At 47.1% G+C, this 18,607-nt stretch carries 13 protein-coding genes; 8 read left to right on the top strand and 5 right to left on the bottom strand.

Annotated elements, in window-relative coordinates; genetic code table 11:
• Positions 1-52: 52 nt before the first annotated feature.
• The 3 genes from PHW04_06240 to PHW04_06230 form a co-directional block, all read right to left on the bottom strand.
• Complete coding sequence (locus tag PHW04_06240; GenBank protein MDD2715477.1) at positions 53-721, bottom strand: 50S ribosomal protein L25; 669 nt, start codon at positions 719-721, stop codon at positions 53-55.
• Positions 722-832: 111 nt separating this feature from the next.
• Positions 833-1,792 carry an extracellular solute-binding protein gene (locus PHW04_06235; GenBank protein MDD2715476.1) on the bottom strand — a complete coding sequence of 320 codons (960 nt, stop codon included), beginning with the start codon at positions 1,790-1,792 and terminating at the stop codon, positions 833-835.
• 20 nt (positions 1,793-1,812) lie between these two features.
• On the bottom strand, positions 1,813-3,153 hold the full coding sequence (locus tag PHW04_06230) for a sigma-54 dependent transcriptional regulator (GenBank protein ID MDD2715475.1): 1,341 nt from the start codon (positions 3,151-3,153) through the stop codon (positions 1,813-1,815).
• 112 nt (positions 3,154-3,265) lie between these two features.
• On the opposite strand from PHW04_06230, the gene PHW04_06225 reads away from it, so the two are divergent.
• Entirely contained in the window at positions 3,266-3,922 is a 657-nt protein-coding gene (locus tag PHW04_06225; GenBank protein MDD2715474.1) for a hypothetical protein, read from the top strand.
• A gap of 9 nt (positions 3,923-3,931) precedes the next feature.
• On the opposite strand, the gene PHW04_06220 is transcribed toward PHW04_06225, so the two are convergent.
• Entirely contained in the window at positions 3,932-5,179 is a 1,248-nt protein-coding gene (locus PHW04_06220; GenBank protein ID MDD2715473.1) for an ATP-binding protein, read from the bottom strand.
• Positions 5,163-6,203: a 23S rRNA (adenine(2503)-C(2))-methyltransferase RlmN gene (gene rlmN, locus PHW04_06215; GenBank protein MDD2715472.1), complete on the bottom strand. Its 1,041-nt coding sequence runs from the start codon at positions 6,201-6,203 to the stop codon at positions 5,163-5,165. Before rlmN ends, PHW04_06220 begins: the two co-directional genes overlap by 17 nt.
• A 99-nt stretch (positions 6,204-6,302) precedes the next feature.
• Here rlmN and PHW04_06210 point away from each other — a divergent pair, with 99 nt between their 5' ends.
• From PHW04_06210 to PHW04_06180, 7 genes are all read left to right on the top strand, one after another.
• On the top strand, positions 6,303-6,932 hold the full coding sequence (locus tag PHW04_06210) for a hypothetical protein (GenBank protein ID MDD2715471.1): 630 nt from the start codon (positions 6,303-6,305) through the stop codon (positions 6,930-6,932).
• Positions 6,933-6,953: 21 nt separating this feature from the next.
• A complete protein-coding gene (locus PHW04_06205) occupies positions 6,954-7,790 on the top strand; it encodes a 50S ribosomal protein L11 methyltransferase (GenBank protein MDD2715470.1) in 837 nt (278 codons plus the stop codon).
• Positions 7,791-7,827: 37 nt separating this feature from the next.
• A complete protein-coding gene (locus tag PHW04_06200; GenBank protein MDD2715469.1) occupies positions 7,828-8,778 on the top strand; it encodes a D-glycerate dehydrogenase in 951 nt (316 codons plus the stop codon).
• Positions 8,779-8,869: 91 nt separating this feature from the next.
• Positions 8,870-13,204: an Ig-like domain-containing protein gene (locus PHW04_06195; GenBank protein ID MDD2715468.1), complete on the top strand. Its 4,335-nt coding sequence runs from the start codon at positions 8,870-8,872 to the stop codon at positions 13,202-13,204.
• A 10-nt stretch (positions 13,205-13,214) separates the two neighbouring features.
• A complete protein-coding gene (locus PHW04_06190) occupies positions 13,215-15,743 on the top strand; it encodes an Ig-like domain-containing protein (protein ID MDD2715467.1) in 2,529 nt (842 codons plus the stop codon).
• Positions 15,733-18,018 (top strand): Ig-like domain-containing protein, encoded by a 2,286-nt coding sequence (locus PHW04_06185; GenBank protein MDD2715466.1) that lies wholly within the window; start codon positions 15,733-15,735, stop codon positions 18,016-18,018. Before PHW04_06190 ends, PHW04_06185 begins: the two co-directional genes overlap by 11 nt.
• Positions 17,993-18,346 (top strand): hypothetical protein, encoded by a 354-nt coding sequence (locus PHW04_06180; protein ID MDD2715465.1) that lies wholly within the window; start codon positions 17,993-17,995, stop codon positions 18,344-18,346. Before PHW04_06185 ends, PHW04_06180 begins: the two co-directional genes overlap by 26 nt.
• Positions 18,347-18,607: the final 261 nt, after the last annotated feature.

Genomic DNA, 18,607 nt, shown 5'->3' with positions numbered 1-18,607 from the left:
TGCATCCAGTGTGTTGGTATCTGAAGGCAGCCTCTTTTTATCTGGAATCGGATTATGCTTTTTCTTCTTCTTCTTCTGTCTTTTCCTTGCCTTTCTTGATCACTTCAGGTTCTTTTGCCTCTTCAACTATCTCGCCTTCAACCGGCTCTGGTGTTTTCTCTTCCACAGGTGCGGCGACAGTTGCGACCATGGCGTCCAGGTCTTCCAGGATCTTGATTTTGTCGCTGATCGCCAGATCTTTGATCCTGATTGAATCATGAAAATTGAGGTTGGTGACATCGAGTTCGATAAAATCCACTGCATCCCTCGGATAGCATTCGATTTCGATCTGATCGAATTCTTTCTGCAGTATCCCGCCCTGTTTGACGCCGATCGGCATTCCAATGTAACGGATGGGAATGTTGAAACGCAGCAATTCCTTGGGGTCGAATTCATAAAAGTCGAAATGAATCAGGCTTTTCTTGATCGGGTCGATGTCATAATCCTTGATGATAACTGTTTTGGTTTCTTCCTTGCCGTCAGGTCCAAGATAGGCAAGTTCGATGATTTTCTTGTTGTGAGTCAGATTCTTGAATTTGAGGTAATCGGACAGCTTGAGCTTCACAGGGATGTTTTCATTAAGCTTTCCATAGATGATAGCTGGCAGAAACCCTGCGGAACGCAAGCGCGTGTTGGCATTTTTTCCGGTCTGGTCCCGGTGCTGGCATTTAAGTTGTTCCATAAGATTCTCCTTTTATAGATAGAATTTTATCCATCTTTCACTTGGAAAAACAAGTTTAAACGCATTATGGCAACAAGTCAAGCATTTATCGAGAAAAAATTGCACATAGAGTTATTTAGTAACTGGCAGGGCGTATTTTTTCAGACTTTCCGGCAGCAAAGTATAAGTTTCACTGACAGAAGGCACTGTCCCTGGCTGGCCGTTCTTTTCCATGATTGCCATCCCCTTCTTTCCCAGTAGGAAGTCGACGAAGGCAAGGGCGGCAACCGGATTGGGAGCGTTTTTCGGGATCGTAACCCCGTAAGTCATCACATCACCTTTCTGCAGTGTTTTACTGCCTGGTTCGGTCCCGGAAATCTCCGTGCTGACCGAAGCATACAGATCGATGAACTTAGGACTCTTGAGATTGATCTCGTCAGGCAGGGAGATATATTTCAGTTTGTGCTGGAGGGCTACAGATTTATAAAGGAAGATGTAATCAATTTCATTGGCTTCAAGAAGAGAGAGCAGATCCACTTCCTTTGGTCGTATATAGCGGATATCTTTTTTCAAAAGGCTTTCAGTGAGGCCGGGGGTTTTATAATACAGTTCCGCAAGCTTCATTACGATCACTGACCTGTAACCGCAGGGATCGCTGTCAGGGTCAGCCCTGCCGAAAGCCACTGTCTTCATCTGCAGGAACCTGTACCAGTTCTGCTCATTGATCACCTGGGACATGCGGGAATTCTGATGATAGACGATCGCCATCTCGTTGGCAGCGAACTTGATGTTCCATTCTGCGTAATCCGGGATCAGAAGTGAATCGATCACTGTGAAGTCCGATGAGGCCATAACATCGCAGGGTTTGTTAAGTTCAGTGATCTTGCGGGCGCACTGCCTGCTGCCTGCTGATTCCAGGTTGATTTTCAGACCCGGGTGAATTTTAATGAAAGCATCGGAAATCTCCTTGAAGGGGACTGACAGGCTGCCGGCATGGAAAATTGTCAGTTCACCGGCTAAAGCATCTTTTTTCCCTGCAGCAGGAAGGGAAAAAGAGAGGGACAAGGCAAGCAGGAAAACACAAAATCTCATGACTACCTCCGGAAGATGATTTAAGAAAGTTCATATTTTTTCATTCTATATCTGAGGATTTCCCTGGGGATTTTTAGAAGCTGGGCAGCCCGTGATTGATTCCAGCCGGCTGCTTCCAGAGCTTTCTGTATATACTGCTTTTCAATGGAGGAAAGGGTGGTTTCCAGATCGATTCCTTCTCCAGAGATATCTATTATCGTGCCTGAATCCTGTTTTCTACCAGAAAGCATGGGTGAAAGCTCCTCCCCGTTTTCCATGATCATGGCCCTCTCAATTATATTTTTGAGTTCACGCACGTTACCCGGCCAGGAGTAAGAGAGAAAATCTGCACTGGAATTTTTGGAGAGTCCCTGGATTTTTTTTCTGAATTCGCGGTTGAAACGCTCGATAAAATAACCTGCCAGAGGAAGTATGTCTTCGCGTCTGTCGCGCAGGGGGGGGACTATGATTGGGAAGACATTCAGCCGGTAGAAAAGATCGGCCCGGAAATTTCCGGAACTGACTTCAGTTTCCAGATCTTTATTTGTGGCAGCAATGATGCGCACATTGACCTGGACTGAGTTGAGCCCTCCCACCCGTTTGACTTCCTTGGATTCCAGCACTTTCAGAAGCTTGGATTGAAGTTTTGGAGGCATGTCCCCGATTTCGTCAAGAAAAAGAGTACCGTTATCTGCAAGTTCAAACAGCCCCTTTTTTTCCTGATACGCATCGGTAAAGGCACCCTTTACATGGCCGAAAAGTTCTGATTCCAGCAGAGGCTCTGGAATTGAGCTGCAGTTCAGCTCCACGAACTTGCCCGAGCATTTCGTGGCGGTATAGATCATCCTTGCGACGACTTCTTTTCCGGTTCCAGACTCCCCGTGGATCAGGACAGTAGTGGTTCCTGGCGTTGCGGTGATCTTTTCCACCAGTTCTTCCACGCCGCGCATGGCAGGGGAGGGACAGGCAAGGATCGAGGGCGCTTCACGGGATTTCAGATATGAGATCTCATCGTTGAGAGTAAGGTTTTCCAGTGCTTTTTCCAGAGTATGACCGAATTCTTCGATATTGAAGGGCTTCTTGATGAAATCGAAAGCGCCTTTCCGGATCACCTTGACAACATTTTCAACCTCTGAATAAGCGCTGACAATGATTACGCGGATTTCAGGATTTACTTCCTTGATTTTGGGAAGCAGTTCTTCTCCACTGATGCCAGGAAGTTTCAGATCAAGAAAAACAACTTGCGGCTGCTCGTTTTTCAGCGCTTCCAGCATGCTTTCGCCTTCAGCGAAGGCGCTCACAAGGTATCCCTGGCGATTCAGAAATTTTTCTTCAGCTTTTCTCAGACTGTCCTCATCTTCGACAACCCAGACACGGTGCATAAGGCCCCCCAGGAATTTAAAATTCAATTTTAAACTTTCCCGGGGAAAAGTACAAAACTCTTTTATTGGACCTGATGCTATAATGGAATGATTAAAGTTAATGGGAGAGGAAATGGGCAGGCTGGTAATTTTATTCCTGATCACCGCTTTTTCAGGAATACAGGCAGGGAATGAAGCCGCGAAGCAGCTTCTGAAGAACTGGATCAGCCTGGTTGAATCCTCGGATTCTCTTGTCCTGCAATTCAATCTGGTAAGCACAAATCCCCTGCTCAGGATTGAGCGTCTCACTGTTCCTGAAATCTGCGACCCTGAAAGGCAGGTTTATCTAAAAAAATTGGAATCTGACAAGAATGCCGCGATCCTGAAACACAATTTAGATTATCTTAAACCATACGAGCAGATCAAGGACAGCATCATGACCTGCGGCAAGCCTTACAGGCTGCAGGTAGATGGAAATCTGGACGGTAAACCTGAGGCTGAACTTTCTCCAGGAATTGACGAGTGCAGACGGCCGCTCGGCGCATCGCGAAATGACTACTACATTCAGAAAGATTCTCCCCTGATGCCTGCCTTTTCCAGAATCGAATACCGCATCGACTCCGACATAGCCAGGGAAGTGTTTAAAAACAGCGACCTGAAGATCTTCCGGATCATTGTCAAGCCCCTGCCTGACGGCAACCTGGAAATTACGCTCAGACGGCAGTTTGGCCACAGCGACGAGGGGGATGTGGTGATCCGCACCAGCTTCGAGTGGAATCCATTACCATAACAGCCTGAATTATTGACCTGGACTGGGGATTTTTACTTCGAACACAGTCCGATTTTTTTCCCTGAAATAGCGGATTTCACCGTCTATCCCTGAAAGGATATTGACGCAGATGAACAGCCCGAGGCCTGAGCCGCCTTTATTCACAGAGTAAAATGGATAGAAAATCTTGTTCCCTACTTCAGCCGGCACGCCAGGTCCCTGGTCGCAGACCTGAAATATCAGGGACTTGTCCCGCAGGAACGAGCGGAGTTCTATGCTTGAATTTTCTGGGGAGGCTTTGATCGCGTTCTGCATCAGGTTCAGAAAGATCTGTTTAAAACGATCCTGATCCAGTTCACATTCTGTTTTTGTAAAATGACTGGTAATTGTGAGCTTTTTTGCAGAAATCTCTTTTTTCTGCAAAGCTTCCACTTCCAAAGACATCTGCTGAAAATTCACAGCTACAGGATTCCATTTGCCCGGCCTCAGGAAGTCCAGGTATCCGTCCAGAAGCCTGTAAAGTCTGCGGCATTCCTTGATGGCGAGTGAAAGTTCCTCGCTTTTTTTATCCAGGGAAAGAAGTTCCAGATTAGCCTGGATTCCAGCCAGTGGATTCTTGATCTCATGAGCCAGACCACCCATGAAGGACGACAAGGCAGCCAGATTGAAGCCGGCAGGTTCGGTCAGAGCGATGTTTCTGCTGATCCTGTCCCAGAGGAGGGCTATGAAAAGCAACAGGATGCCGCAGAAGTTGAAATAGATCCAGGGAATCTTTTTTTCCAGTTCTCTGGGAGATTCAGATAAGTCCTGCAGATGATCGAACATGTTCAACAGATTGTTGGTGGAAAGGATCAGGCTCTGCAGGCGCTCCGAGAACAGAGAAAAATCGGAGCCGGCCAGAGACGAGGCGGCCAGCAGGTACTGTTTTTCATACTCATTATAAAGTTCAGGAATTTTTAAGAGCAGTTTAGTATTTTCCGTGTTCCGGAATTTCAGGGTTTCCAGCTGCCCCAGAAAATAGGTCAGTTCCTGGACAAACTCATGCTCCTTGACCAGAAATCTGGCTTTACCGCTGCTGAGAAGGAATTCATCACGGATCCGGTTGAGGTTCAGAAATAAGGCTTTGCACTTTAGAAGCTTGGTTTTGTTGATTAGTTCATCGATCTGGAAAATGGTCTGATGTTGATCGTCGAGAGAGGATAAAATTCCGACCAGGTTAAGGAAAAGGCCCAGACTGATCAGAAAAAAGATCAGATTTTGTTTAGGTTTTGTTTTCATACCCGGCCCTTAGGAGGCCGCAGGCAGCGGAAATGTCCCGCCCCCTGCTTTTCCTCACCAGCACTGTATAGTGATTATCAAGGAGAATTTTACCGAAGGATTCTACCCGGGCCGGCTCAGGTGAATGGAATTCTCTGACCAGAGGAGTTTCATTGTATGGGATGAGGTTGATTTTACATGGAATGTCTTTAAGAATTACGGCAAGTTCGGCTGCATCCTGATCCGAGTCATTCACGCCAGCGATCAGAACATAGGCGAAAGTATAACGCTGCCTGGGAGCGAGCCTGTGCTCATGGCAGAAATTTAACAGCTTTTTCAGAGTGAATTCCCGTCCAAAAGGGATCAGCTGCTCCCGCTGCCGCTGGAAGGCTCCGCCCAGAGAAATGGCCAGGCTTCCCAGAAACGGAGTATCTGCGAATCGAGAGAGGCCAGGTAGAAATCCCGCTGTGGAGACTGTAATTCTACGTCTGGAAAAAGAGAGCATCCTGGGATTTGAGAATATCCGCAAGGCTTTGAGCACATTGTCATAGTTCAACAGGGCTTCACCCATACCCATCAGAACAACGTTGGTGATCTGCAGTCCGCGTGTCCGGCTGAATTCTTCGGCCAGAAGATATTGTCCAATAATTTCGTGCGCAGCGAGCTGTCTGATGAAGCCGATTTTAGCGGTGGCGCAGAAAGCGCATCCGACTGGGCAGCCTACCTGAGACGAAACGCATAATGTAAGTCTGTTTTTATCCGGTATGATCACTGTTTCCACTGTTTCACCGTCGCTCAGACTGATCAGAAATTTGACTGTGCCGTCAGGGCTTTCTGAAGTTAATGTAATTTTCATGCCATGACCGGTCAGAACTGAGCTGAGGTTCAGTCGGAACTGCTCTGGAAGGTCAGTCATCAGGCTGAAATCTCCGATTTTTTTCTGATACAGCCAGAAAGAGACCTGGTGAGCCCGGAATTTTTTTTCGCCCATTGAGCAGATCAAGGAGCAGAGCTCATCAAATTCCAGATCATAGACGCTTTTCATGGCGAACAGTATATCACATTCCGGTCTTTTCGCTTGACAGGGATGGCTGGATAGGGGTACTATGCAGCAACTACTAGAAAAATGGGGGTTTTCTCCCTGATGGAACTCAGATTGGACCCGGATGATTTCCTGAAAAGCATCACTCAAACGCTTGCTGGCCTCGAACTTGAATTCAGGGGAAAGCTTTTCCCCGGAAAGATCAATCCGCCGGATCCTCAGAATAAACTGCCTGAGAGGATTGATTTTCCTCATTTTGTAGGTCAGATGAACGGGATTCCAATGGAAATAGATTTTTCTTTGTTTCAGGAATTCGATCTGAGTGGGAAACCTCAGAAAAAAGAATCAACTTTAGCACCATTTTTAAGAATTTATTGCAAGCTTAATCTGACTCCGATTGTGCTGCTGATTATTCCCGGGGTCAGGAACTTCATGGATCAGATTTCCCAGAAACTGGGACTTCAGCAGGATATTCCTGTCGGGATTCCGGAGATTGACAACAGTTATCGAATCAGATCCGACAAACCAGAAGCTGTGATTACCGCTTTCCAGAATCCGGTGACAGTTTCTGCTCTTAAGCGGCTCGATGGCTTCAGCCGGCTTCAATTCAAAGACAGCGCCTTGAGTTTTGTGGACCAGCCATTTGAAGAAGAAAAATTCTGTCCTGATTATCTGAGGCGGACTCTCAATGGACTCCAGACTCTGATCACGGTTTTTACCGGACAGCAATAACAATTTACAGGAAGGAGATTTTTGATTCCTCCTCTTAAATTCCTTAAATTCACGATTGAACTTCCAGAAAAATCCGAAGAACTTGCGATTGCAGCTTTGTGGGAATGCGGACTGGAAAACTCCATGGTGGAATACTGCCAGGGGAAAGTGAAAGTATCTGTATTCCTACCGGCCGGATACGAACCAGCTGATCTGTCCAGCTCGATTTCTGCGCAACTCCCGGGAGTCTCGTTCAGTCTGAGGACTGATTTCATTGAAGATTCATGGAGTGCGAAGCTGCATGGTGATTTTCAGGCTCTTGAAATTGGAGAATTCCTGATTTTGCCGGAACATCTTGAACCAAGCACTTCCAAGCTTAAACTGATCAGGATCAGACCTGCCCAGGCTTTTGGTACCGGACATCATGAGACGACTGCCCTGGTTCTCGAACTGATTTCAGAGTTTGATTTCAGAGAGAAAAAGGTGCTCGATGTAGGCTGCGGAACAGGCATCCTGGGGATAGCCTCTCTGTTAAAAGGAGCGTCCAGAGTGGTCTGCCTGGACATTGATCCTCTGGCAGTGGCCAATACCGAGGAAAATCTGGAGTTAAACGGATTGAGTGGAAAAATTGAAGCCAGCTCCAGGCTTTTTTCCGAATTTGCAGGTGTACAATTCGACTTTATTTTTGCGAACATCATCACTGAAGAACTGATCAGATTAAAGGAACATTTCCGTCAGGCCGTGACCAGAGGAACAACTGTCTTTTTTTCCGGGATTACAGTGGATCAGGTGCCAAGATTCAGGGGTGAATTCCCCTTTTTCAATCTGAAGGAATTTAAAAGAGGCGATTGGGCGGCACTGATAGCTACTAAAATTTAAATTTTCCGTTGCTATCCGGTAGTGTTATCCTGTCAACATGAAGCAGAAAGTTTTCATTGCCGCGGATCTTCCAGAAACAGCATATCGAATCCTGGAGCAGGCTGGGTTCGAATTCGCTGTCTACCGGGGAACCGGATACATTTCTGGAAATGAACTTCTGCAGGCAGTTGAGGACGCAGATGCCCTGATCCCATTGCTTGCTCATAAAATCGATGCCTGTGTGATTGCAGCCGGAAAAAAGCTCAAAATAATCGCCAACTACGCAGTGGGATATAACAATATTGACCTGGAAGCAGCCAGGAAAAATCAGGTGATTGTCACTAATACCCCGGGAGTGCTGACTGAAACCACAGCCGATCTAGCCTTCGGTGCTATGATTGCCGTAGCCAGAAAAATCGCAGAAGGGGACAAAATGGTGCGGGAAGGTAGATTCAAAGGCTGGCAGGCCAAACTTCTGCTCGGCTGCGATGTTTATGGAAAAACTCTCGGAATCATAGGAATGGGAAGGATCGGCCAGGCCATGGCTAGGAGAGGGTTAGGATTCGGGATGAAGATCATCTATGCCGGAAGATCAGCCAAGACTCTCGATTTTCCCGCAGAATTTATTGAAATCAGGAAGCTCATGTCAAAAGCTGACTTCATCCTTCTCTCCCTCCCTCTGAACCAGGAAACCAGGGGTATCATCAACAGGAGCCTGCTCTCGGAGATGAAACCCGAAGCATTTCTGATCAATATAGCCCGCGGGGAGATACTGGACGAAGAATTTCTGATCAGCCTGCTTGAGCGGCAAAAAATCTCTGGTGCGGCTCTGGATGTATTTCAGAACGAACCAGAGATCAATCCTAGACTTTGTGCATTACAGAATACGATACTTACGCCACACATCGGCAGCGCATCGCTTGCCACCAGGGATAAAATGGCAGCCATGGCAGCCGGGGAAGTTGTGAGAGTGTTGTCGGGAAAACCTGCTGTAAATCGCGTAATCTGAATCAAACTTTCAAAAAACTGGTCAACCGGTCGGATTTTTCCTAAGAAAATCCCTTTTTAATCCGAAGTTTCTTACAACAGAAAGGTAACTTATGCGTCTATTTTTGCTGATTTTATTGCTTGTCATGCAGAGCGCCGCATCTGCTGCTGCGGTGTATCCTGAGATTTTCAACACCATGCCCGAAGATGGGGCTAAAGATGTCGCGATCGACGGGCTTCTGAAAATTTATTTTAATCAGCACATGAACGATGTGACAATGGTGTCTGCCGCTTTCACTCTCAGCGATCAATATGGAACTGATTTGAAAACATCAGTGATATACGATGATGAGCGCAAATGCGCTCTGATCAAGCCTGATGAAGTGCTGGACTGGAACACTTCATACACGCTGGTCGTCGCCGGATATCTTCTGAAAAATCAGCTGGGTTATCCACTCAAAGAAAATTACCGGATCTGTTTCAAGACCCTGTCTGAAGTAAAGCAGGAAAACAGCCGTGAACTGGATAAGGGGATCAAGCCCAAAATCATCATGACCTCACCGCTTCCAAATGGACGTGATTTTCCCCTGAACGGAGAAATCGTATTTACTTTCAATAAAGAAATGCTGCCCTCAAGCCTGAATAAATTCACTGTGCTGCTTTTTGCCACAGAAGACCTGAAACCCGTTTCTGGTGCATTCCGGTATCTGCCAAATGTGAAGAAACTCTATTTCAAGCCGGAGAAACTGGAAGAAGGGAGAGAATATCAGCTGGAAATCCGTGAAGGAATCAGGGATTTACAGGATAATCTGCTTTCCAATCCCAACAAGTTCAAATTTCGAATCATCGACACTGTTCCCCCGGTTGTGACTTATGTGTCTCCTGCAGACAAAGCCGAAGGCGTTTCCCAGTATGCACGGATCGCCCTCAGGTTTTCTGAAGAACTGGATCCGGATGCGCTTAGCCCAAAAAACATAGAGCTCAAGAGCGGGAAAGACATTGTCCCTGTGCAGGCTGTCTATGACAACAGACTGCGTTCTCTTGAACTTAAACCGGAAAAGGCACTTGAACCAGGAAAGTATCTTTTGTGCTTAAAGAAGATCCGTGACCTGTCCGGAAACGCCATCAGCGATTACTCAATATCATTTGAAGTAATTCCTGAGCGCGACACTACACCACCGGACATAGTTAGAACAGACCCTCAGGAGGGAAGCGCTAATATTCCTGTGGATTGCCAGGTGAAAATCTGGTTCAGCGAAACCCTGAAAGCAGATTCAGTCTGCGGCCTTAATTTTACCATGATTGAAAAGAAATCTTCGAACATCATCAAAACCAAGTTAAATTTTATTTTGAAGGATAAACTGGTCCAGATCATTCCAGCGGAAGCCCTTCCCTACACTTCCGAAATTCTGATCAAGGTCAGCCGAAATGTATCGGATCTGGAAGGCAACCGCATGATCGATCACAGTTTTTCCTTCCGCACCGCCTCACCTCCGGATACTGCTCCGCCCTTTGTTTCAAAGAAAAATTTCGGCGAAAAGAGTCCGGTGGACGTCTTTTTTCAGCTTGAGTTCTCAGAACCACTGAAGACAGGACTGATCACGAATTCGACGATCGTTTTGCGCGATGCAGGAGGAAGAAAAATCACTGGAGAAGTATCCTTGAAGGTTCCGCTGGTGCTTTACTACAAGCCTTTGAACGACCTTTTGTTTGAAAAAGACTATGAACTGATCGTGTTCCGCGACGACATCAGCGATGAGACCGGAAATCATCCGCTGGAAAACATTGTCTTCAAAGTACGGACCATGGACAGACCAGACAAAAACCCGCCCAGACTGGTGGAATGCGTTCCCAAGGAAGGGGCAAAAGATGTGCAGGTTTCCTCTGTGATGACAATGCGTTTCGACGAACCCCTGCTAAATGAATCAGTGAACATTTACAGCATCCTGCTCTATCGGGATGGGGAAACGATTCTGGGCGACGTGGATTATGACAGGCAAAAAAATGAGGTTTCATTCAAACCGCGCACGCTCCTGAATTATGGAACACATTATTCGCTGACTGCGGTAGAAGCAGTTTCCGACTGCTGCCAGAATCATCTGCCGAAACCAGTCACATTGAATTTCCAGACCGAAGGCGCACCGGACGACACACCACCCAGAGTCCTGTACAGTTCGCCACTGGCCGGTGCTGTGAATGTGAAGGTGAATTCTCTGATCACCGTCGTTTTTTCCGAACCAGTGAAAGCCGAAACACTGACCAAGGAAAGCGTCAGAATCAATGCCGGGAATCATCAAATCCCGGTCAAGTTGGATTATAATCCGCTGATCAGCAAGCTGCTTCTTACGCCCGCCGAGAACCTTGATTACAACCAGAACTATCAGGTCACTATCGGTTCCACAGTCAGTGATCTTGCAGGTAACCGGATGTCAGCTGAAAAGCTGATTCCTTTTAAAATAGAGGCTCAACCTGATCTTGATCCGCCTGAAATTCTCAAGACCGCTCCAGGCGACCAGGAAGAAGGCGTGAAATGCGATGCAGCATGCAAAGTGGTATTCTCCGAAGCTCTTGATGATCACACAGTGAATGAATATACCGTTGTCCTTGAAGACCAGAACAGTGCAGCCAAGGTAAACGGAGCGGTCCGCTATTTGCGGGAGGAAAATTCCCTGGAATTCGTGCCTGACAAACCCCTCCCCCCTGAGCACAAATACACCCTTAATCTGAGTCCGGATATCTCCGACAGGATCGGGAATAAACTTGGCACACAATACAAACTTAGATTCACCTCGGAAAAAGCTCCGGATGCAGTCAGACCGGAAATCGTCCGCTGCACCCCTGAGGACAAAGCACAGGATGTAGATCTGTCGGCCGGTTTCAAGGTTGAGTTTTCTGAAGCCGTTAATGAGAAGACTTTGAATGACTTTACAGTAACTCTGATCGACGATGAGACCGGGCAGAAGTTTCCTCTGAATCTCAAATACAACAAGCTGGGGAATTTTTTAACCTGCAGCAGTAAGGAAAAACTCGAGTATTACCGGCAGTACCGACTTGCCCTGTCCCGCACCATTGAAGATCTGGCTGGTAATTGTCTGGCATCCACCAGGATCATTAATTTCAGGACAGTCCACGCTCCTGACAGAATTCCTCCAGTGGTGAAGTACTGCGACCCGGCTGATGGAACGACTGAAGCTTCTGTTGACTGCAAGATTGCCATTGTTTTCAGCGAAAGACTGGAAGACAAGAGTGTCAATAAGACCAACCTGATTCTGAAAAAAGGGGAAGCGGAGCTGGAAACAAGCCTTGCTTATGAATCCGAATTTGCCAAAGTGACGCTGACGCCTGTCAAGACTCTTGATTTTGCATGTGACTATTACGTTTATGCTACAACCGGTATCCGCGATCAGGCTGGAAATTCGATCGCTAAAAACCAGGTGTTAAAGTTCAGAACTGCTCCGAAACCTGATACCGTTAAACCGGAAGTAGTGAAATCCAGTCCTGATCCTGGAGACCTGCAGGTTTCGATCACGCCGGTAATCTCGATCTTCTTCTCTGAAGACATTGATACATGCAGTGTGACTTCGAATTCGGTCACCCTGACCGATGGGAGCGATTATATCCCGGGGAACACGAAATACAACCAGAAAAGACATCTACTGGAGTATGCGCCTGTGAACAAACTGGAGTACAACCGGACTTACCATTTCCTGCTGACGGATGCCATCCGGGATCTGGCTGGAAATCCTCTTGTCAGAACATACATTGTAGAATTCACAACTATCATGCCTCCCGACACCGAGCCTCCCACGCTCGTCAATTACACTCCTCTCCCTAATTCCATTGACAACAAGGTACATCCTGAAATCAAACTTTTCTTCTCCGAACAGTTGAAAGAGGACTCGATCAACGGATATACGGTGATTGTGAAAAACAGGGATCAGCTGATTCCTGTCCAGCTCAGTTATTCTTCAATGGAGAGGGCCGTGGTGGCGAATCTGAAAAACGAACTCAAAACCGGCGAGAAATATTCAGTCACAGTCACGGATGGGATCACTGATCTCGCAGGGAATGGCCTTGCCAACCCCAAGACCTTCTTATTCTATGTTGGACATCCGACTGATATCGCTGCACCCAAGACTGTGATTCTGAGCCCTGAAAACGATGCTCAGAACATCTCTGAGAAAGCTGTGATCTGTGCGGCTTTTTCCACTGGAATTGATCCGACCACACTGAATAAATACACATTCATCGTACGGGACAATTCGCGCAACATCACCGGAAAAATAATATACAATAAAGCCCTGAACAGAGCCGAGTTTTACCCTGACTCGGGGCTTGCGAAGGGCCGGCAGTATCAGGCAGTCCTTACCAAGGGCATCCGGGGTGTCAACGGAGTGCCTCTGGATGATACCGTGACCTGGAATTTCACAGTGGCGGATTATAAATAGGATGAAACAAATGAAATTGTTTTTCTTGATGCTGATGGTCTCTGCAGCCGCCTGTGCAGAGAATGCGAGCGGTATTCTGAAGGTGTTTCCCGACAGTCGCGCGATCATTATTGAGGCAGCGGAAATTTATGCTGTGCTCGACCGTGATCTTCGGGGTGGAGATGTGAACCTGTTTACTGTAACTGTGAACGACGGGTCAGCTGACCTGCGCGGCAAGGTCGAATATGTCAAGGCTGAGCGTAAGATCAGGTTTATTCCGGATTTCAAACTGTCTCCAGGGCAGAATTACAGGGTAACAATTTCCGGGGAGATCCGGGACTGCATGGGTAAAAAGCTGGGAAATGATTATTCCTGGTATTTTGCAATCGGACGGGACCTGGATTACGGGAAAATGATCTCAGACCTCGCAGCAAAAGTTACCGCAGAAATCCAGGTTGAAACGGCGGAGACAGTTGCAGGATCCACTTATGAAGCATTTTCAGTCCTGGAAGTGACTCCAGGGGACGGCAGCGACGAGATCAGCGTCACCCAGGTGGCCAGCATCCGCTTCAATAAGCCTGTGGCCTCCGAAAGCGTCAATAAGTATACCGTGATTCTCAGAGGAAGCGGAGAAGTGGTTGACAGCCGGCTGGAACTGTCAGACCGCAACAGAGTGGTAAGTGTTTTTCCCCAGAAGCCGCTTATTCCCAGCACCAGCTACATGATCAATATTTCCAACCTGATCACCAGTTCGGATAAAGAAGGGCTGGAAAAAGGGCTGGTCACAGTCTTCAGGACTGTTGAACGGGGAGTGGAGAGTCCGCTTACAGTTACCAGAACATATCCAATCGATGGCGACAAAGAGATAGATCCAGCCAGCAAGATCAGCATATTTTTCAACGAAGCGTTGAATCCGGAAACCGTCAACAGGCTCTCAGTGCAGATAAAGAGCGGGGAAAAGCCAATCTGGGCCAAGAATTTTCTGACAGAAGATAAAAAGTGCCTGATCATCCAGGCTGAGAACACACTGCCTCTGAATTCCGAAATTCTGATCAAGGTCAAACGGAATCTGAAAAGCGAGAGTCAGAACAACCTGAATCAGGATTTTTCTTTCTCATTTACGACAGCTCCTGCTTTGAAGCTCGTGAGTGCACCTGTGATCAGAGAAACTCATGAAGTAAATGCCAATCAGGAATTTCAGGCAATTGACAGAATCGAAGAAGAAAAGGCCGAGAAGTCCAGGAACAAAGTAGTGCCAGCCGATGCTTATTCTGTGCCGAGACTGCTGGGATCATACCCCACACCCAGGGCGGTAGGCGTTCCTGTCGACAGCTCCCTTCATTTCCGCTTCAACAAGCCGCTCAACCCCGAAACAGTCAATGGCTTCAACTTTCTGCTGCTTTTGAAGGAAGAACCGGTTTCAGCCAAGATCCTGTATGACGAAACCGATTGGGATGTAAAGTTTACTCCTGACGAACCACTTGAATACAGCCAGGAATACTGGGTGGTGATCATGAGCGGAGTTCGGGACAGGGTAGGCAATCAACTCGCCAGTATCTATCGCTACGCCTTCATGACGCAGGTTCCGCCTGATGTAACCCCTCCGTCCATTCTGAACATTTACCCCCCAAACGGACAGATCAGGGTTGGGAGCAAGCCGGTTCTCAGCGCTTCATTCAATGAGCCGCTGGATCAGAAAACATTGAATTCATTTACCGTGATTCTAAATGACGGAAAATTCAATCTGCCGGGGAATATTTCATACAGCAGCGAAAAGAATGAAATTTACTTCAAGCCTGTCCGAGAGTTGACCTCCGGGGAATGGTATGTTTTCGCCCTTACCACAGCTGTGCGGGATAAGGCGGGAAATGAGCTGGCCGAACCGGTCAAGACGAGATTCCTGGTCGGAGACCCTCCGGACAAGACTGCGCCGGCCCTCCTCGCTATAAGTCCAGCCGATGGCTCAGTGATCCGCCAGGCGAAGCCGGTGATCTCGTTTACATTTTCAGAGCGGGTACGCACTGAACAAATCACGCCTTTCAATTTCAACCTGAAAAACGAAGCCGGAGATTATATTCCCGGCAGACTGGAGTACTCTAATCAGTCCAATCGTTTGATCTACAAGCTGCAATCCGATCTCCCCTGCGGGAAGTATTTACTGAAATGCAATTTTCCAGTCTGCGATGAAGCAGGAAATCAGGCTGTGATTCAGAATGACTGTAATTTTGAAATTGCTGAGCGGGACAGCAAGCTGACGATTTTCAACATTTATCCCCTCACAGGCGGAAAGGTGAAACCTGATGAGTCCATCTACATTGATTTTTCCAATGACATCAATCCGGTTTCGCTGAATGTTTTCACAGTGAAACTATTGAATGACCAGGGAAAATCAGTGTCAGGCCGGATCGAGTATCAGCCGTCTGTAAGGAAAGCCTATTTTTATCCGAATAATAAACTGGAGTCAGGAAAGCATTTTACACTTGTGATTAATCCTGGAATCCAGGACAAACTGGGCAGAAAGCTTGAACACGAATACAAGGTGGAATTTGATGTGGAATAGGATAGCTCTTATTTTACTGCTTTTACTGGGTTTTGCGGCTTCAGCTGAACTTCAGATCGTAAACTCAGTTCCCAAGAAAGGCCAGTCTGACATCCCGATGGACAGCCAGATCTATGTGGAGTTCAATCAGGATCTTGATCCGATCAGCGTGAATGAATTCACGGTCTCTCTCTCCAACTCTGCTTATGAACTGCCTGGGAAAGCCAGCTACATTCCGGAATTGAAACGGCTGATGTTCCGCCCCAACGGAGGGCTGGAAAAGGGAGAGGAATACATATTCAAAGTGTTTTCCGGCGTTACCTCAGCGGATGGGGAGAGGCTTACCCTGGATTTTATCCTGCCTTTTGATACAGGAAAGAAGAAAGACCTGGTCATCCCCCAGATCATGAGTTGCAGTCCTGAACAGGGGGCCAAGAGTGTAAGCGCCAATACAGAGCTGAAAGTCACTTTTTCCAAACCCCTGCGGCCGGAATCACTGGCTTCATCTGTGAAGCTGCTTGGCGGTAAGAAACCCGTGAAATTGAAATACGACTATTTTCCCAAGCAGTGTCTTCTGTCGATCAAAGTTTTAGGAAGGCTGGAATATGAAACTACCTACCACCTGGAAATTCGTAAATCTGTCACAGATTTATCGGGTAATCATTTGACCCAGGACTGCAGCCTGGAATTCACTACGGAAATAGAACCCGACAAGAAGCCTCCGGAAATGCTTGCTACGCTTCCCAGAAATGAAGAAACCAATCTTCCGACCACTATGGAAGTGCTCCTGAAGGTATCTGAAATAGTCAGTGAAGATTCATTGATGGCTGAAAATATCATCATCGAGAACAGCGATGAAGTGATCGGCTGCAAATTGTCCTACAATCCTGTGATAGCGGAAATCAGAGGCATTCCGGAACATCCGTTGAAAGAGGGCACGGATTATTTTCTGAATCTCAAAAATTTCAAAGACCTGTCCGGTAATGTCATGAAACCCCTGAAGATTCATTTTTCCACAGGGCAGCTCCCGGACACGGTCCCCCCCGAAGTTGTGGAATACCTTCCCAAGGACGAAGCTTCCGATGTTCCGCTGGGAGCAGTGATTACGCTCACATTTACTGAGCCGGTGGCTGTTTCCACAATCAGACAGGGGATTGGACTGACAGACGGCGAACAGATCGTCACCGGTGAAATCAGCATGGATGAGTCAATGAAAGTGGTTTCTTTCAAACCGCTCGACCGGCTGCATTCCAACACGCATTACAGGCTTACCGTAAAAGCTGATATCGCCGACCTGGCCGGGAATCATCTGGCCAATGGATTCAACAGCGGCTTTGTGACGGTAAAAATCAATGAAGAAACAGCCCAGGACCTGGTCAGGAATCCGATGATGGAAGACGATAAAAAACTGGATTCAGTGATTTCAGATATTACTGGCGTCCCTCTGATTGCGCCTGCCGAAGAAATCATTGAGAAGGAGCAGCCCAGGGATACTGAACCAGTAAGAATACTGGATGTTTTTCCACAGGACAATTTCAAGGGAGTGGCACTGGACAGCAGGATCTGTTTCATCTTCAACAAGGAACTCGACGAGAAATCACTGACTCCTGAAAACATCGGTATTTCCCAGGATAAGGACGTTTTTGAATTCTCCATCATCTATGATTATGAGTTCAAAAAACTGACCCTGACTCCTAAGTCCACTTTCCTTCCCCAGAAAGAAGTCAAGGTGATCCTGAAATCCGGAATCCATGATAAATCCGGAAACCCGCTTCAGGAAACAAGGCTCAAGTTCATCACAGGGGATTCTCTGGATTCGGATATCGAAATCAGCCTGAAACGCGATAGTCCGCAAGTGATAGTACCCAAGGATGAGCCAAAACCCCCCAGAGATCTTGAGGATACAGATTTCTACACCAATGATACTGTGAGGCAGAATTTCACCAGGGATGAATGGGCAAGATATCTGGTGGAACGCCTGCAGAAGATCTTTGTTCCTGATTATGAGATCAAAGCCAGGGACGATTTTCTCAAGCCTTCGCGATACGAACTGACCATGATCATCAATAAAGTCATTACACAGTACAATGAAACCGATCATGCATACCTGTACAACAGCAAAAAGGGGATCGCCAAGCTGCTGCTGCTTGAGCAGGCTGTGATCGAATTCGACAGGGAGCTTACAACCATGGGCTGCAATGTTAAAAAATTCGAATCAGAGCTGAAAGCGAAGGGCATACCTGTAGACAGAATGAGGGAGGATATGGACAATGGCATCATCAAGGGTAAAACCTAAGACACACGACTCTTCAGGAAGCTGGAAAACCATTTTCTTCCTGTTTGCAGTGGCTATTGCGGCCGGGTATTTTTACTCGAATTTCTACGTTTTCTACAGCCAGAGGCTGCCCGGGAAACTTGAGATTTCGCTCAAGGAAAAAAGCGAATGGAATTACTGCCTGATCAACCTGGATCAGATCTTTCCTGATTCAAAGGATGAGATGCAGTCGCTGTTGCTGGGAGTGGAGACTCTGGAGAAAACGCCTGACCTGAGGAAAATTCTGGACAAATATCAGGTCATCAACAAGATTTTCAGCAAAAAAAGCGTGGCGCTCGGCAACTCCTGACGCAGATTCCTTGAAATTCCAAGAAACTGTAAAGTTCAACGATTTCAGTTCTTCCTGAATTATTTGACATCAATTTTCACTATCGGTATTATTAGTCCAAGTTGAATGCACGAGCAGTACGAGGAGGCGAAAGCTTCTTTTAATGCCAACTCGATTTCGTTCGCAGAACGAAGAGGTAAGGTAGCCAGGAGGAATGCACGAGCAGTACGAGGAGGTGAGGGAGGTCGCGCCAGAGCCGTATAATGACATACGGCGACAAGA

The sequence above is a fragment of the Candidatus Wallbacteria bacterium genome (genome assembly GCA_028687545.1).
GTDB lineage: Bacteria > Muiribacteriota > JAQTZZ01 > JAQTZZ01 > JAQTZZ01 > JAQTZZ01.
The sequence above is the reverse complement of the archived record's forward strand: the minus strand, read 5'-3'. Positions and strand labels throughout refer to the sequence as shown.

Coding starts and splice junctions, on each gene's coding strand:
- PHW04_06240 (MDD2715477.1), bottom strand. CDS start 721: ATGGAACAACTTAAATGCCAGCACCGGGACCAGACCGGAAAAAATGCC.
- PHW04_06200 (MDD2715469.1), top strand. CDS start 7,828: ATGAAGCAGAAAGTTTTCATTGCCGCGGATCTTCCAGAAACAGCATAT.
- PHW04_06210 (MDD2715471.1), top strand. CDS start 6,303: ATGGAACTCAGATTGGACCCGGATGATTTCCTGAAAAGCATCACTCAA.
- PHW04_06190 (MDD2715467.1), top strand. CDS start 13,215: ATGAAATTGTTTTTCTTGATGCTGATGGTCTCTGCAGCCGCCTGTGCA.
- rlmN (MDD2715472.1), bottom strand. CDS start 6,203: ATGAAAAGCGTCTATGATCTGGAATTTGATGAGCTCTGCTCCTTGATC.
- PHW04_06225 (MDD2715474.1), top strand. CDS start 3,266: ATGGGCAGGCTGGTAATTTTATTCCTGATCACCGCTTTTTCAGGAATA.
- PHW04_06230 (MDD2715475.1), bottom strand. CDS start 3,153: ATGCACCGTGTCTGGGTTGTCGAAGATGAGGACAGTCTGAGAAAAGCT.
- PHW04_06235 (MDD2715476.1), bottom strand. CDS start 1,792: ATGAGATTTTGTGTTTTCCTGCTTGCCTTGTCCCTCTCTTTTTCCCTT.
- PHW04_06185 (MDD2715466.1), top strand. CDS start 15,733: ATGTGGAATAGGATAGCTCTTATTTTACTGCTTTTACTGGGTTTTGCG.
- PHW04_06180 (MDD2715465.1), top strand. CDS start 17,993: ATGGCATCATCAAGGGTAAAACCTAAGACACACGACTCTTCAGGAAGC.
- PHW04_06195 (MDD2715468.1), top strand. CDS start 8,870: ATGCGTCTATTTTTGCTGATTTTATTGCTTGTCATGCAGAGCGCCGCA.
- PHW04_06220 (MDD2715473.1), bottom strand. CDS start 5,179: ATGAAAACAAAACCTAAACAAAATCTGATCTTTTTTCTGATCAGTCTG.